The 14,892-nt window shown below is 60.1% G+C and carries 12 protein-coding genes; 7 read left to right on the top strand and 5 right to left on the bottom strand.

Features of this window, described 5'->3' with window-relative positions:
• Positions 1-234 precede the first annotated feature (234 nt).
• From moaE to C4J88_RS04830, 5 genes are all read right to left on the bottom strand, one after another.
• The gene (gene moaE, locus C4J88_RS04855; protein WP_124406333.1) at positions 235-687 is read right to left on the bottom strand and encodes a molybdopterin synthase catalytic subunit MoaE; all 453 of its coding nucleotides are present in this window, start codon (positions 685-687) and stop codon (positions 235-237) included.
• Between the two features lie 2 nt (positions 688-689).
• Entirely contained in the window at positions 690-932 is a 243-nt protein-coding gene (gene moaD / locus C4J88_RS04850; RefSeq protein ID WP_124403149.1) for a molybdopterin converting factor subunit 1, read from the bottom strand.
• Complete coding sequence (gene moaC / locus C4J88_RS04845; RefSeq protein ID WP_124406332.1) at positions 929-1,402, bottom strand: cyclic pyranopterin monophosphate synthase MoaC; 474 nt, start codon at positions 1,400-1,402, stop codon at positions 929-931. The genes moaD and moaC overlap by 4 nt, the downstream gene beginning before the upstream one ends.
• A gap of 144 nt (positions 1,403-1,546) precedes the next feature.
• Complete coding sequence (locus C4J88_RS04835) at positions 1,547-2,941, bottom strand: PhoH family protein (protein ID WP_124406331.1); 1,395 nt, start codon at positions 2,939-2,941, stop codon at positions 1,547-1,549.
• Between the two features lie 341 nt (positions 2,942-3,282).
• Positions 3,283-4,407 carry a polysaccharide deacetylase family protein gene (locus C4J88_RS04830; RefSeq protein WP_124406330.1) on the bottom strand — a complete coding sequence of 375 codons (1,125 nt, stop codon included), beginning with the start codon at positions 4,405-4,407 and terminating at the stop codon, positions 3,283-3,285.
• A 132-nt stretch (positions 4,408-4,539) separates the two neighbouring features.
• On the opposite strand from C4J88_RS04830, the gene yaaA reads away from it, so the two are divergent.
• From yaaA to algG, 7 genes are all read left to right on the top strand, one after another.
• The gene (gene yaaA / locus C4J88_RS04825) at positions 4,540-5,319 is read left to right on the top strand and encodes a peroxide stress protein YaaA (RefSeq protein WP_124406329.1); all 780 of its coding nucleotides are present in this window, start codon (positions 4,540-4,542) and stop codon (positions 5,317-5,319) included.
• An 876-nt stretch (positions 5,320-6,195) separates the two neighbouring features.
• Positions 6,196-7,512 carry a nucleotide sugar dehydrogenase gene (locus tag C4J88_RS04820; RefSeq protein ID WP_124361395.1) on the top strand — a complete coding sequence of 439 codons (1,317 nt, stop codon included), beginning with the start codon at positions 6,196-6,198 and terminating at the stop codon, positions 7,510-7,512.
• Positions 7,513-7,595: 83 nt separating this feature from the next.
• Positions 7,596-9,077: a mannuronan synthase gene (gene alg8 / locus C4J88_RS04815; RefSeq protein ID WP_164484512.1), complete on the top strand. Its 1,482-nt coding sequence runs from the start codon at positions 7,596-7,598 to the stop codon at positions 9,075-9,077.
• 38 nt (positions 9,078-9,115) lie between these two features.
• Complete coding sequence (locus C4J88_RS04805) at positions 9,116-10,282, top strand: alginate biosynthesis protein Alg44 (RefSeq protein ID WP_124406327.1); 1,167 nt, start codon at positions 9,116-9,118, stop codon at positions 10,280-10,282.
• 170 nt (positions 10,283-10,452) lie between these two features.
• Complete coding sequence (gene algK, locus C4J88_RS04800; protein WP_124406326.1) at positions 10,453-11,832, top strand: alginate biosynthesis TPR repeat lipoprotein AlgK; 1,380 nt, start codon at positions 10,453-10,455, stop codon at positions 11,830-11,832.
• Positions 11,829-13,316, top strand: a complete 1,488-nt coding sequence (locus C4J88_RS04795; protein ID WP_124361390.1) for an alginate export family protein — start codon at positions 11,829-11,831, stop codon at positions 13,314-13,316. The genes algK and C4J88_RS04795 overlap by 4 nt, the downstream gene beginning before the upstream one ends.
• Positions 13,316-14,884, top strand: coding sequence for a mannuronan 5-epimerase AlgG (gene algG, locus C4J88_RS04790; protein WP_124406325.1), 1,569 nt, complete (start codon positions 13,316-13,318; stop codon positions 14,882-14,884). The genes C4J88_RS04795 and algG overlap by 1 nt, the downstream gene beginning before the upstream one ends.
• Positions 14,885-14,892: the final 8 nt, after the last annotated feature.

Raw genomic sequence — 14,892 nt, 5'->3', positions numbered from 1 at the left:
TCCAAAACTCATTGTCAGCCGACGCACAGAGACTGGTCAAAATCAATTCGATTGAGAAACATCACACACTTAAATGCGGGGTGTTTAAGGAGATTAGAGATCAATAAAAAAACAAAGGTAACTGTCAGAATTGACAGTCAGATAGATCAAATCGAAATAGTTTAATAAGGCGTCATAATCGTAAACACCAGCGATGGCTACTTATTTATGCAAGCGCCACCGATCGATGAACAGTCAAGCTTTCCAACGATCCGCCGCCATATGATCACTGTCCCGCCCTTCCACCCAGCGCGGCCCTTCACTGGTGTTTTCCTTTTTCCAGAACGGCGCGCGGGTCTTCAGGTAGTCCATCACAAACGCACAGGCATCAAACGCCGCCTGGCGGTGGGCGCTGGCGGCTGCGACGAACACGATGGGTTCGCCGGGCTCCAGGGCACCGATGCGGTGCAGCACCTCCAATTTGAGCAGCGGCCAGCGTTGCTCGGCCTCGACGGCGATCTTGGCCAAGGCCTTTTCGGTCATGCCGGGATAATGTTCCAGGAACATCCCAGCCACTTCGCGGCCATCATTGAAATCGCGCACATAGCCGACAAAGCTCACCACCGCGCCCACGCCCACATTGGCCGCATGCATCGCGTTGACTTCGGCGCCGGGATCAAAGGCTTCGACCTGCACACGAATGGCCATGTTCAGCCTCCGGTCACGGGTGGGAAAAAGGCGACTTCATCACCGGCCTGCAACGGCTCGTCGAGGGAGCACAGCTCCTGATTGCGAGCACACATCAGGCTGGTTTCGTTGAGCACTTTAAAGTCCGGCTCAACCGCCAACGCTTGGCGCACGGCGTCGACCGTCGCGAAGTCGCCTTCCATCTCCAGCGAATCCAGGCCGATCGCTTCGCTGTAACGCGCAAAAAACAATACGTTGATGCTCATGCCTGGTCCGCCTTGAAATGCCCGCTCTTACCGCCAACCTTTTCCAGCAGGCGAATGCTTTCGATGGTCATTCCCCGGTCCACGGCCTTGCACATATCGTAGATCGTCAGCGCTGCGACGCTGGCGGCGGTCAGGGCCTCCATCTCCACGCCGGTCTGGCCGGAGAGTTTGCAGCGCGCCAGGATATGCACCGAGTCTGCGCCGTCGGCGCTCAGTTCGACCTTGACGCCCGTCAACATCAACGGGTGGCACAGAGGGATCAGGTCGCTGGTTTTTTTCGCCGCCTGGATACCGGCAATGCGGGCCACGGCAAATACGTCGCCCTTGGGATGAGCGCCGTCGACAATCATTTTCAGGGTCTCGGGCAACATGCGCACGCGCGCTTCGGCCACCGCTTCACGGAACGTCACGGACTTGTCGGTGACGTCGACCATGTGGGCGCGACCTTGGGAATCTAGATGAGTCAGCACAGGGATACTCCTGATCAGGAGCACCGATTGTAAACCTTGTAGGAGCGAGCTTGCTCGCGAAAAACCACAGAACAACGCGGGGCAGCAGATGCCCCGCGTTATCGTTAACGTTCTTCGCGAGCAAGCTCGCTCCTACAGGAATGGTTACAGATGCGACTCGGCGTATTCGGCCAGGATCGAACGTGGCACCCCTTGCAGCGCGATGTGCACGCCGTTCGGGAAGTCTTTGAAGCGTTCCGTCAGGTAGGTCAGCCCGGAGCTGGTCGCGGACAGGTAAGGGGTGTCGATCTGTGCCAGGTTGCCCAGGCACACCACTTTTGAACCGGCGCCGGCACGGGTGATGATGGTTTTCATCTGGTGCGGGGTGAGGTTCTGGCACTCATCGATCAGGATCAGGCTTTGCTGGAAGCTGCGGCCTCGGATGTAGTTGAGGGATTTGAACTGCAACGGCACTTTGCTGAGGATGTAGTCGACGCTGCCATGGGTGTTTTCGTCATCCATGTGCAAGGCTTCGAGGTTGTCGGTGATCGCCCCCAGCCACGGCTCCATTTTTTCCGCTTCGGTGCCGGGCAGGAAACCGATTTCCTGGTCCAGACCCTGCACGCTACGGGTGGCGATGATGCGGCGATAGCGCTTGGTCACCATGGTCTGTTCGATAGCAGCGGCCAGGGCCAGGATGGTTTTGCCGGAGCCGGCGGCGCCGGTCAGGTTGACCAGGTGGATGTCCGGGTCGAGCAGCGCGTACAGCGCCAGGCTCTGGTAGATATCGCGCGGTTTCAGGCCCCAGGCTTCCTGGTGCAACAGGGGTTCCTGATGCAGGTCGAGGATCAGCAGCTTGTCGACCTGGATCTCTTTGATCCAGCCCACGAAGCCCTGCTCGTCGACGATGAATTCATTGATATGCACGGCCGGCAGGTTGTCGATCAACTGCACCTGGTGCCAGGTGCGGCCATGGTCCTGGCGGGTCTCGACTTTGCTGACGCGGTCCCAGAACGAGCCGGACATCATGTGATAACCGCGCGACAACATCGACACGTCGTCAACCAGTTGGTCGGTGCTGTAGTCCTCGGCCGCGATCCCACACGCTCGGGCCTTGAGGCGCATATTGATGTCTTTGGTCACCAGCACCACGCGCAGGTCCTTGTCGCGCGCGTGCAGGTCGATCAATTGGTTGATGATCTTATTGTCGTTGAGGTTTTCCGGCAGCAGGCTGTTGGGCTCGTTGCGCTTGCTCATCAGGATCGACAGCAAACCCTTGGGCCCGCTTTTGCCGCGCTGGATCGGCACGCCGACTTCAACGTCCTCGGGCGAGGCTTCACCCAGAGTCTTGTCGATCAGGCGGATGGCCTGGCGGCATTCGGCGGCAACGCTGTGATGGCCGCTTTTGAGTTTGTCGAGTTCCTCCAGCACGATCATCGGGATGGCGACATGGTGTTCTTCAAAGTTAAGCAGTGCGTTTGGATCGTGAATCAGTACGTTGGTATCAAGCACATAAAGGATTGGCTGGTCGGAAGAAGGGGTGCGTCCATGATCATCCATACTCGGTCACCTTTGTGGGAGCCAGTCGACGCAATACCTGGGCGGTGCTGCGCCTCGATTCGACCACCGACCGCAGCTTGAGTGACATCAAGTGCGGTGCCCACATGAGGAGTCTTGGAAGACGCCACCTGTGTTGCAGGGTTCGGCGATCTGACTTCGTAATACCGCAAAACCCATGACAGGAAAAAGCACTTTGACGCTTTTTTGAAGTTTATTTTTCAGGATGACGAATAGCACTAGCCGAGTGCCAGGCAGGCCGTTAAAGTCGGAAGTCCGCCTGCTGCGAAATGTCGCAGCAAATCACCCCGAAAATGCCTCTCGCCCAACAGGGCCGGGCATTTTCAGCGAAACGCCTCGCGGCACTCCTGCCAACCCAAGCCACTTTGCGCCGTTGCCTGCAACAGCAGCGGCAATGCCACCCGCGCCTTGTCCTGGGTGTCGTGAAACACAATCACCCCTTTGCGCCACAGCAGCATCAGCGTCAGCACCCGTTGCGCCGATTCCTCGGCCTTGAGCTTGCCCGGATCGTCCTGGGAGTCGATGTCCCATAACGCCACCTGCAGACCTTGCGCCTGAAAGAACCCCTGGCTGTCCGCACGGCGCTGCCCGTAAGGCGGCCGGAATAGCGGCACATAATTTTCCGGCAGCAGGTTCTGCACCAAGGATGCGCTGCGGATGATCGAGTCTTGCCAGTCGACCCAATGGCTGTGGGAACGATATTGCCAGCCCTGGCTGCCCACGCACTGGCCTTGGTACAGCGCCTGCACATCGGCGGCCGAGCTGCGTTCCACACGGGTTTGCAGGCTGCTGCCGAGGGCGAAGAACGTAGCGTTCATCTTTTGCTGGCGCAGGTAGTCGGCGAGCCAGTCGGTATTACCGCTGACCGGCGCCGGGCCGCCGTCGAAGGTCAGCAGGAACATCCGGTCATTGAGTTCATCACCATTGCGTTCATGATCACCGAAGCGCGCGACTTCGCTGCTGATCTGCGGCAGCAGCGCGGCCTTGCGCAGCAGTTCGTCCAGATAGCGCCCATGGAACTGCCGGCTGGGGGCGGCCCAGCCTATATAGAAAGAGTTGTCACTGACTTCGAATTTGCCGGCCTGCTCGCGCAGGTCGTCGATGTTTTCCACCAGGTAGCAGAACGAGGCGTCTTGCTCACAGCTCTGCTGGGCAGACGTATAGTTCTCCAGCAAACGCTGCCAAAGCTGGCGGCGCAGGTCGTCGATGGCCGCCAGATTGATGATCTTAAGCCCCAGGCGTTGCTTGAGCGCAGTTTCGTCCTGGGCTTCGCTGAGGATCAAGCCATGGGCAAACATCAGGATTTCCGCACGCGAGGCCACATCGAACAGCGCCGGGCTGCCGAGTTTTTCCGGCCAGGTGGCGCGGTCGAGGCTGGCGACATCAACCGGCGCGGCCTGCACATTCAGGCACCACAGGCACGCCGTCACAAAAAGCGCTAATCGCACTTGGGGTCTCCCTCTCCAGAGTTGCCGGCCATCATAGCGGATCGCGCCTATCACCATCATAGGTGGAGTCAAACCGCCCCAACCCCTAGAATCGCGCCCACGCTACACGCCACGATTTCTGGAGCCAACTTCATGCTGATGGTGATTTCCCCCGCCAAAACCCTCGATTTCGAGTCCAAGCCGGTAACCCCGCGCTTCACCCAGCCGCAATACCTTGATCACTCCCAGGAACTGATCGAGCAACTGCGCGAACTCAGCCCGGCGCAGATCAGTGAGTTGATGCACGTTTCCGACAAGATCGGTGGCCTCAACGCCGCCCGCTTCGGCAGCTGGACGCCCGCTTTCACGCCGGCCAATGCCAAACAGGCGCTGCTGGCGTTCAAGGGCGACGTATACACCGGCCTCAACGCCGAAACCTTCAGCGACGCCGACTTCAGCTACGCCCAGGATCACTTGCGCATGCTTTCCGGCCTGTACGGCCTGCTGCGCCCGCTGGACCTGATGATGCCGTATCGCCTGGAGATGGGCACCAAACTCGCCAACGCCCGTGGCAAGGACCTCTATGCCTTCTGGGGCACGCGCATCAGCGAGTGGCTCAATGAGGCACTGACCGAACAAGGTGACGATGTGCTGCTCAACCTGGCGTCCAACGAGTATTTCTCGGCGGTCAAGCGCACGGCCCTGAACGCACGGGTCATCAACACCGAGTTCAAGGACCTGAAGAACGGCCAGTACAAGATCATCAGCTTCTACGCGAAAAAAGCCCGGGGCATGATGAGCCGGTTTGTGATTCAAGAGCGGATCAACGACCCGGCCAGGCTCAAGCAGTTCGATGCGCAGGGTTATCGCTTCAATGCGGAGCAGTCCAAGCCGGACAACCTGGTGTTTTTGCGCGATCACGCACCAGAATAAGGCCCCACAGGCACTGAGGACCAAATGTGGGAGGGGGCTTGCTCCCGATGGCGGTGGATCAGTCAACTTTTTAGAGACTGACACCCCGCTATCGGGAGCAAGCCCCCTCCCACATTTTGTTCTGTATTCCAAATGAGAATCGTCATTTATTTGGCGTCAGAAAAATACCCAGACACAACTCTAACAAATTCTTCACTCGACACTCGTCGGTTTTTTTCGTAGTGGCACCACTTTTTTTAAACAGTAGTGGCACAAAACTATCTCAACGTGCCAACTCCCCACAACTACTGGCCTAAATAGCAAGTGCTATCACTATAGTACCAGTGCCATCTTCTCTAATATTTCAAAAAATTTCCGGAAACAGGATGAGCGGCCAGGAACTTCATCCTGAAGCACCGCTCATACCACCGGTAACGAAATTCTCTGCTGCTGTAAGAGATGACTTACATAACGACCAACGGAAGTAGTCAAGTTGTCACAGAACACTTTGACTCTATGGTCACAACATCAACTGATCGAGTTAAGGGTGGCGATAAGTATGCATTGCTATCCCCTACAGGCCAAGGCAGCGCCTGACCTAAATGAGCCGTGCATGCACTCAAGGCATTGATAAAAAAGGCATTTTTCCTGCATCAAGACCTTGCAGCACCGGCGCCGGAGCCTTCCTCCAAGGGAGCCCGGCTGCATTTCAGGGCAAGCCCCAATAATAAGGCCTGGTCGCGCACAACTTGAGTGCAATAGTTAGTCACTCGTTATTCAACATGCCTGCACGCGGTAAGTCGGCGTCTATTCGCCCAACTTTCGCGGCATCAGTGACGCTTGCAAACATGAACTCCGGCCATCTAATGGCATGATTTAAATACAGAGGTAATTGCGATGCGCATCAGCATATTTGGTTTGGGTTACGTTGGCGCAGTGTGTGCCGGTTGCCTGTCTGCCCGTGGCCACGAAGTGGTCGGCGTAGACATCTCCAAGGAAAAGATCGACCTGATCAACGCCGGCAAATCGCCGATCGTTGAACCGGGTCTGGGCGAGCTGTTGAGCCAGGGTATCCAGACGGGCCGGCTGCGTGGCACTACCAACTTCGCCGAAGCCATTCGCGATACCGACTTGTCGATGATTTGCGTCGGCACGCCGAGCAAGAAAAACGGCGACCTGGAACTCAACTACATCGAATCGGTATGCCGCGAGATCGGCTTTGTCCTGCGTGACAAGACCACCCGCCACACCATCGTGGTGCGCAGCACCGTACTGCCCGGCACCGTGGCCAACGTGGTGATCCCGATCCTCGAAGACTGCTCCGGCAAGAAAGCCGGTGTCGACTTCGGTGTTGCGGTCAACCCGGAGTTCCTGCGCGAATCCACCGCCATCGCCGACTACGACCAGCCGCCAATGACCGTTATCGGCGAATTCGACACAGCCTCCGGCGATGTCCTGCAGTCGCTGTACGAAGAACTCGACGCGCCGATCATCCGCAAGGACATCGCTGTCGCCGAGATGATCAAGTACACCTGCAACGTGTGGCATGCCACCAAAGTCACCTTCGCCAATGAAATCGGCAACATCGCCAAGGCCGTCGGCGTCGATGGCCGTGAAGTGATGGACGTGGTCTGCCAGGACAAGACCCTCAACCTGTCCCAGTACTACATGCGCCCAGGCTTCGCGTTCGGCGGCTCGTGCCTGCCAAAAGACGTGCGCGCCCTGACCTACCGCGCCGGTTCCCTGGACGTGGAAGCGCCGCTGCTCAACTCGCTGATGCGCAGTAACGAGTCCCAGGTACAGAACGCCTTCGACATCGTTTCCAGCCACGACAAACGCAAAGTCGCCCTGCTGGGCCTGAGCTTCAAGGCCGGTACCGATGACCTGCGCGAAAGCCCATTGGTGGAACTGGCGGAAATGCTGATCGGCAAGGGCTACGACCTGAGCATCTACGACAGCAACGTCGAATACGCCCGCGTACACGGTGCGAACAAGGACTACATCGAAGGCAAGATCCCGCACGTGTCGTCCCTGCTCAACTCGGACTTCGACGAAGTGATCAACAACTCCGACGTGATCATCCTGGGTAACCGCGACGAGAAATTCCGTGCCCTGGCGCACAACGCCCCGGATGGCAAGCAAGTGGTCGACCTGGTGGGCTTCATGTCCAAGGCCACCAGCGTAAGCGGCCGTACCGAAGGTATTTGCTGGTAACAGCAACGGCAAGTTTCAGGCTGCACGTGTCTTTATCCCCAGCGCTTGCAGCCTGAAACCTCCTCTCCTTGCGGATGACGCTTATGTCCAAGTTAAAACATGTATTCCTGCAAGCCGCCGGTTGGCTGTTGTTCCTCAGCCTGCTGATGGGACTCGCCCTGGCGTTGCCGGCGAGCACCTTCGATTCGCAATCGAAGAACTTTATTTTCCTGATTGGCGCCGTCGGTATCTGGCGCTACTCGATGGGTGCAACGCATTTCTTTCGCGGCATGCTGTTCCTCTACGTGGTCTACCCGCACCTGCGCCGCAAAGTGCGCAAGCTGGGCAAGGCCGCGGACCCATCCCATGTGTTCCTGATGGTCACCAGTTTCCGTATCGACGCGCTGACCACCGCGCAGGTCTACAGCTCGGTGATTCGCGAAGCCATCGAATGTGGCTTCCCTACCACCGTGGTCTGCTCGCTGGTGGAAATGTCCGATGAACTGCTGGTCAAGAGCCTGTGGGAAAAACTCAACCCGCCGGATCACGTCAAGCTCGACTTCGTGCGCATCGCCGGCACCGGCAAGCGTGACGGCCTGGCCTTCGGTTTTCGCGCCATCTCGCGCCACCTGCCGGATGACCGCGCCGTGGTGGCCGTGATCGATGGCGACACCGTGCTCGCCGAGGGCGTGGTGCGCAAGACCGTGCCGTGGTTCCAGTTGTTCGGCAATGTCGGCGGCCTGACCACCAACGAGTTCTGCGAAGTGCGCGGCGGCTACATCATGAGCGAATGGCACAAACTGCGCTTCGCCCAACGCCACATCAACATGTGCTCCATGGCCCTGTCCAAGCGCGTGCTGACCATGACCGGGCGGATGTCGGTGTTCCGCGCCAGCGTGGTGACCGACCCAGGCTTTATCGCCGACGTGGAAAGCGACTCGCTGCAACACTGGCGCCTGGGGCGCTTCAAGTTCCTGACCGGCGACGATAAATCCAGCTGGTTCAGCCTGATGCGCCTGGGCTACGACACCTTCTACGTGCCCGATGCCGCGATCAATACCGTGGAGCACCCGCCGGAAAAGAGCTTCATCAAGGCCAGCCGCAAACTGATGTTCCGCTGGTACGGCAACAACCTGCGCCAGAACTCTCGCGCCCTGGGCCTGGGTGTACGCCGCCTCGGTCTGTTCACCAGCGTGGTGCTGTTCGACCAGCGCGTGTCGATGTGGACCTCCCTGCTCGGCCTGACCGTGGCGATCATCGCCACCTTCAAGTACGGCGGCGCGTTCATCCTCGCGTACCTGCTGTGGATCGGCATCACCCGCCTGATTCTCACCCTGTTGCTGTCGTGCTCCGGCCACAAGATCGGCCCGGCCTACCCGCTGATTCTCTATTACAACCAGATCATGGGCGCGTTGGTGAAGATCTACGTGTTCTTCCGCCTTGATCAACAGTCCTGGACCCGCCAGGACACCAAACTGACCCGCGATTTGGCCAGCTTTCAACGTTGGTTCAACACCTGGTCGTCTCGGACCATGACCTTCTCCGCCGGCAGCATCTTCGTTGCCGTGTTGCTGATGATGGTCTGACCCTGCCAAGCCTGAATTAACTTAAGGAAATTGCCCTGATGAACAGCCAAGTAAACGCCAACGTTGTCCACGAGTCCGAAGCCCAGCGCCAGCACGCCCGGGTAAAAATCCCGGCCAAGCTGCGCTTTTTCAACAGCGACCGCACGCCGACCGAGGCCAAGGTCATCGACCTGTCCGCCGGCGGCCTGGCGTTCACCGCCACCCAGCCGCTCACCGTCGGCCAGGTGCACAAGGGTCGCCTGCAATTCGTCATCGATAACCTCGGCCTGGCGATGGACGTGGAGCTGCAGATCCGCTCCTACGACCGCCAGACCGGCCGCACCGGTTGCCAGTTCCAGAACCTTGATGCCCAGGACATTTCCACCCTGCGCCACCTGATCACCTCGCACCTGTCGGGCGACATCGTGACCATGGGCGACGTGCTCGCCACCCTGCAACGCGACAACTTCACCAAGGCGCGCAAGGTCAAGGACGGCGGCAGCGGCATGACCGCGTTCGGGCGCCTGCGCGCCGTAACGTTCAGCCTGGCGATCTTCCTGGTGGGCCTGGCGGCCTTCGGTTTTGTCTTCAAGTCTCTGTACGGCATGTACTTCGTCAGCCACGCCCAGGCCGGGCTTGTCAGCGTACCGGGCATGAACGTGACCATGCCGCGCGACGGCACCGTGCAAAGCCTGCTCAAAGGTGACGCGGTAGCGGCCAAAGGCGCGCCACTGGCCACCTTCAGCACCAGCATGCTGGACGTGCTCAAGGGCCACCTGGACGAAGACCAACTGCAACCGGCCAAGGTCGAAGAGCTGTTCGGCAAGCAAATGACCGGCACCCTGACCTCGCCGTGTGATTGCGTGGTCGCCCAGCAATTGGTCGCCGACGGCCAGTACGCCAGCAAGGGTGATGTGATCTTCCAACTGGTGCCACGCGGCAGCCAGGCCAACGTGGAAGCACGCTTCACCTATCGCCAGTTCGGTGATGTGCGCCCAGGTACGCCGGTGAGCTTCCAGGTCGCCGACGAAGAACAGGTGCGCACCGGCACCATCGTCAGCAGCACCAGCCTGAACAGCGCCGACCTGTCTTCGGACATCCGCGTGCAGATCAAGCCTGACGCCCCGCTGGACAGCACCTACGCCGGCCGCCCGGTAGAAGTCACCAGCGACCGTGGCCCTTCGCTGAACTGGCTGATCGATAAAGCCATGGCTCACGGTCTGTAAGCGAGGACATGCCTGTGAACCCTATTTCAAGAACAACACAATCCCTGTGGGAGCGGGCTTGTTGTGGCGAGGGAGCTTGCTCCCGCTCGACAGCGCAGCTGGAGCCGGCTCTTGGGGGCGCTTCGCACCCCAGCGGGAGCAAGCTCCCTCGCCACAAACGCCGGTCCCACATGGGTTCGGTGGCGTTGCTGGCGATTGCGGTGAGCCTGGCCGGTTGTGCCGGCCTGCCTGACCAACGCCTGGCGAACGAAGCACTGAAACGCGGCGACACCGTCACCGCGCAACAGAATTACCAACAACTGGCCGACCTGGGCTACAGCGAGGCCCAAGTGGGCCTGGCCGACATCCAGGTAGGCACCCGTGACCCGGCGCAAATCAAACAGGCCGAAGCCACTTACCGTGCTGCGGCGGATACCTCGCCCCGCGCCCAGGCACGCCTTGGCCGCCTGCTGGTGGCCAAGCCCGGCGCCACCGAAGCCGAGCACCACGAAGCTGAAAGCCTGCTGAAAAAAGCCTTTGCCAATGGCGAAGGCAACACCTTGATCCCGCTGGCGATGCTGTACCTGCAATACCCGCACAGCTTCCCCAACGTGAATGCCCAGCAGCAGATCAGCAAATGGCAAGCAGCGGGTTATCCAGAGGCCGGCCTGGCCCAGGTGCTGCTGTACCGCACCCAGGGCACCTACGACCAGCATCTGGATGATGTGGAGCGCATCTGCAAAGCCGCGCTGAACACCACCGATATCTGCTACGTCGAACTGGCCACGGTCTACCAGAAAAAAGCCCAGCCGGAACAACAGGCCGAACTGCTCAAGCAGATGGAAGCAGGCTACAGCCGTGGCACCGTCACCGCCCAACGTGTCGACAGCGTCGCCCGTGTGCTGGGCGATGCCACCCTCGGCACGCCGGACGAGAAAACCGCCCAGGCCCTGCTGGAAAAAATCGCCCCTGGCTACCCGGCGTCCTGGGTCAGCCTGGCGCAACTGCTCTACGACTTCCCCGAACTGGGCGACGTCGACCAGATGATGAAGTACCTCGACAACGGCCGCGCCGCCGACCAGCCGCGCGCCGAATTGCTCTTGGGCAAGCTCTACTACGAAGGCAAGTGGGTGCCCGCCGACGCCAAGGCCGCCGAGGCGCATTTCGAGAAAGCCGTGGGCCGTGAAGTGGCCGCCGATTACTACCTCGGCCAGATCTACCGCCGTGGCTACCTGGGCAAGGTCTATCCGCAAAAAGCCCTGGACCACCTGCTGACCGCTGCGCGCAACGGCCAGAACAGCGCCGACTTCGCCATCGCCCAACTGTTTTCCCAAGGCAAGGGCACCAAGCCCGACCCGCTGAACGCCTATGTCTTCAGCCAGCTGGCCAAGGTCCAGGACACGCCAGAGGCCAATGAGCTGGCGACCCAGCTCGAAGCCCCGCTGACGCCTGAGCAACGCGCCGAAGGCCAACGCCTGGTGCAGCAGGAACTGGCCGCCCGCGGCACCCTGGCCCAAAGCACGCTGCAACTGCACGCCCTGCAAGAAGAAGACGGCGAGGAATCCCTATGAAGCTCAACCCATTCGTCAAGGCCGGCATCGGCCTGTCCTTCGCCCTGCTGTGGTCGTGCCCGACCCTGGCCGCGCTGACCGAAGCCAAGAACTTCGGCCTGGAAGTCAAAGCCACCGCGCAGTCCGAAGACGATCGCGACCTGGGTACCCAGAAAGGCGGCGACGTCAACGGCATCGGCCTCGACCTGCGCCCGTGGATCTACGCCGAAAGCGGCGCGTGGAGCGCCTACGCCATGGGCCAGGCGGTGGTGTCCAGCGACATCATCGAGACCGACACCCTGCAGCAGTCGGCGGATGACACCACCGAACAATCGAGCAACGACGACCGCAAGGCCAAGAAGAACTACCTGGCCCTGCGCGAGTTCTGGGTCGGCTACAGCGGCTTCACGCCCTACCCCGGCGAGCTCCTCAAGTTCGGTCGCCAGCGTCTGCGCAATGACGACGGCCAATGGCGCGACACCAATATCGAAGCGCTGAACTGGACCTTCGACACCACCCTGCTCAAGGCCAACGTCGGCGCCGCCGAGCGTTTCAGCGAATACCGCACCGACCTCAAGGAACTGTCGCCCAAGGACAAGGACCGCCAGCACTTCTACGCTGACGCCGCCTACCAGTGGACGCCGGGCCAGTGGATCGGCCTGCGCGGCCACCACACCCATGACGACGGCAAGCTCGACTACGCCGAACCGGGCGTGGCCAGCGACCCGTTGGACAAGCGCGAAAACGGCGACCTGACCTGGCTCGGCATCGAAGCCAACAGCGACGCCTATAACTGGCGCAACACCAACACCGTCAACTACTGGGCGAGCATCACCGGCATGCGCGGCGACCGCGACACGGTCAACGCGTTGAACGCCGACGGCACCCGCCCGACCAACGCCAAGCGCAGCGATGACGTGAGCGGCTGGGCCACCGATATCGGCGTGCGCCTGCGTCTCGACCCGCAGTGGCAAGTGGGTGCGGCCTATTCGCGCGCCAGTGCCGAGTACGAACAGAACGGCCTGCAAAGCAACCGTTCGAACTGGACCGGTACCCAGTCCCGGGTGCATCGCTTCGGCGAAGCGTTTCGCGGCGAGATGAACAACATGCAGTCCATGAGCCTGTTCGGTTCCTGGCAGTTGCGCGAGGACTATGACGCCAGCCTGGTGTACCACAAGTTCTGGCGCGTCGACGGCAACAAGCCGGTGGGCAGCAACGGCATCGATGCGGTGCAGAACAACACCGATGACGTGACCGGCGCGATCCTGTCCAGCACGTCCCTGCCCCTTGAAGACGGCAAGAAAGACCTGGGTCAGGAGATGGACCTGGTCGTCACCAAGTACTTCAAGAAAGGCCTGTTGCCGGCCGCGCTCAGCCAGTCGATCGACGAGCCGTCGGCGCTGGTGCGCCTGCGCGCCGGTGTGTTCAAACCGGGCGATGCCTATGGCAGCCAGGTCGACTCGTACATGCACCGCGCCTTTGTCGACGTGATCTGGAAATTCTGATGGGAGCCTGCGCAATGAATGCTCAAAGCCTACTCGTCGCGGCAATGCTGGTGGCCAGTGCCCCAGCGTTCGCCGATACGGCGGCCAAGGCGCCGACCATCGCCAAGGAACTGCAACAGGCCAAGACCTACACCATTTCCAGCCCGCCGACCGCGCCGCTGGAAATGGCCAAGCCGGCGCTGCCCGATCTGTCGGGCTACACCGCCGCGGCCATGGAAAAGAAAATCGTCAGAAGCAAACCGGGCAAAATCAGCATCCGCCGCATGATGCAGGAAGACGCTCTCAAGGACTTTATCGGCGGCGATAACAAGATGGCCGAATGGGTGGTGCGCCAGCACGGCATTCCCCAGGCGATCTTTGTCGACGATGGCTACATGAACCTCAAGGACTTGCTGGGCAAGGTGCCCAAGCAGTACTTCAGCGAGACGTCGCCGGGTGTGTTCCTGGCCAAATTGCCGATCGTGGTCGGCCGTAAAGGCATCCTCGATATCGACAAGCAGACCCAGGAATTGCGCCTGTCCCAGCAAGCCGGTTCGTTTTTGATCAACGACGGCCAACTGTTCGTGCGTGACACCAAGGTCACCGGCTGGGATGAAAAAACCAACGGCCCGGCACTGTTCAAGTCACCCAAGGAATTCCGCCCGTTCCTGCTGGCCTGGGGCGGCACCGAGACCTACATTTCCAAGACCAAAATGGCCAGCTTCGGCTACGCCAACAGTAAGTCGTACGGGGTGAGTATTTCCCAGTACACGCCGAACATGGCCAAGGTGCTCAAGCGTCCTGAACCGACCGGCTGGATCATCGACTCCGAGTTCTCGGACATGTGGTACGGCTTCTACTGCTACGAAACCACGGGCTTTGTGATCAAGGGCAATACCTACAAAGACAACATCGTCTACGGCATTGACCCCCATGACCGTTCCCACGGCCTGATCATCGCCGACAACACCGTGTACGGCACCAAGAAGAAGCACGGCATCATCATTTCCCGGGAAGTGAACGACAGCTTCATCTTCAACAACCGCAGCTATGACAACAAGCTCTCGGGCCTGGTGATCGACCGTAACAGCGTCAACAACCTGATCGCCGACAACGAGATCTACCGCAACCACACCGACGGCATCACCCTCTATGAGAGCGGTGACAACCTGTTGTGGGGCAACAAGGTGATCAGCAACCGGCGCCACGGCATCCGCATACGTAACAGCGTGAACATCAAGCTGTACGAAAACACCGCCATGGCCAACGGCCTGACCGGTGTGTACGGCCACATCAAGGATCTGACCGACACCGACCGCGACATCGCCCTTGACCCATTCGACGCCAAGGTCTCGCTGATCGTGGTCGGCGGTGAACTGGCGGGCAACGGCAGCGGGCCGCTGTCCATCGACTCGCCGCTGAGTATCGAGTTGTACCGCGTGTCGATGCTGGCGCCGACCAAATCCAGCGGCATCAGCTTCTCCGGCGTTCTTGGCGAGCGCCAGGAAGAGATTCTCGACCTGCTGGTACGCCAGCAGAAAGCCGTGCTGATCGACCCTGTCGAACGCCAGACCGAAATGCAGGACTGAGGATGACC

The sequence above is a fragment of the Pseudomonas sp. R4-39-08 genome, from assembly GCF_003852275.1.
Classification (GTDB): Bacteria; Pseudomonadota; Gammaproteobacteria; order Pseudomonadales; family Pseudomonadaceae; genus Aquipseudomonas.
This window is presented reverse-complemented; position numbering and strand designations above follow the sequence as displayed.

Excerpts from the sequence above, each read along its gene's own strand:
- moaE (WP_124406333.1), bottom strand. The coding sequence starts at position 687 with ATGGCCATTCGTGTGCAGGTCGAAGCCTTTGATCCCGGCGCCGAAGTC.
- moaD (WP_124403149.1), bottom strand. The coding sequence starts at position 932 with ATGAGCATCAACGTATTGTTTTTTGCGCGTTACAGCGAAGCGATCGGC.
- C4J88_RS04835 (WP_124406331.1), bottom strand. The coding sequence starts at position 2,941 with ATGGATGATCATGGACGCACCCCTTCTTCCGACCAGCCAATCCTTTAT.
- yaaA (WP_124406329.1), top strand. The coding sequence starts at position 4,540 with ATGCTGATGGTGATTTCCCCCGCCAAAACCCTCGATTTCGAGTCCAAG.
- C4J88_RS04820 (WP_124361395.1), top strand. The coding sequence starts at position 6,196 with ATGCGCATCAGCATATTTGGTTTGGGTTACGTTGGCGCAGTGTGTGCC.
- alg8 (WP_164484512.1), top strand. The coding sequence starts at position 7,596 with ATGTCCAAGTTAAAACATGTATTCCTGCAAGCCGCCGGTTGGCTGTTG.
- C4J88_RS04805 (WP_124406327.1), top strand. The coding sequence starts at position 9,116 with ATGAACAGCCAAGTAAACGCCAACGTTGTCCACGAGTCCGAAGCCCAG.
- algK (WP_124406326.1), top strand. The coding sequence starts at position 10,453 with ATGGGTTCGGTGGCGTTGCTGGCGATTGCGGTGAGCCTGGCCGGTTGT.
- C4J88_RS04795 (WP_124361390.1), top strand. The coding sequence starts at position 11,829 with ATGAAGCTCAACCCATTCGTCAAGGCCGGCATCGGCCTGTCCTTCGCC.
- algG (WP_124406325.1), top strand. The coding sequence starts at position 13,316 with ATGGGAGCCTGCGCAATGAATGCTCAAAGCCTACTCGTCGCGGCAATG.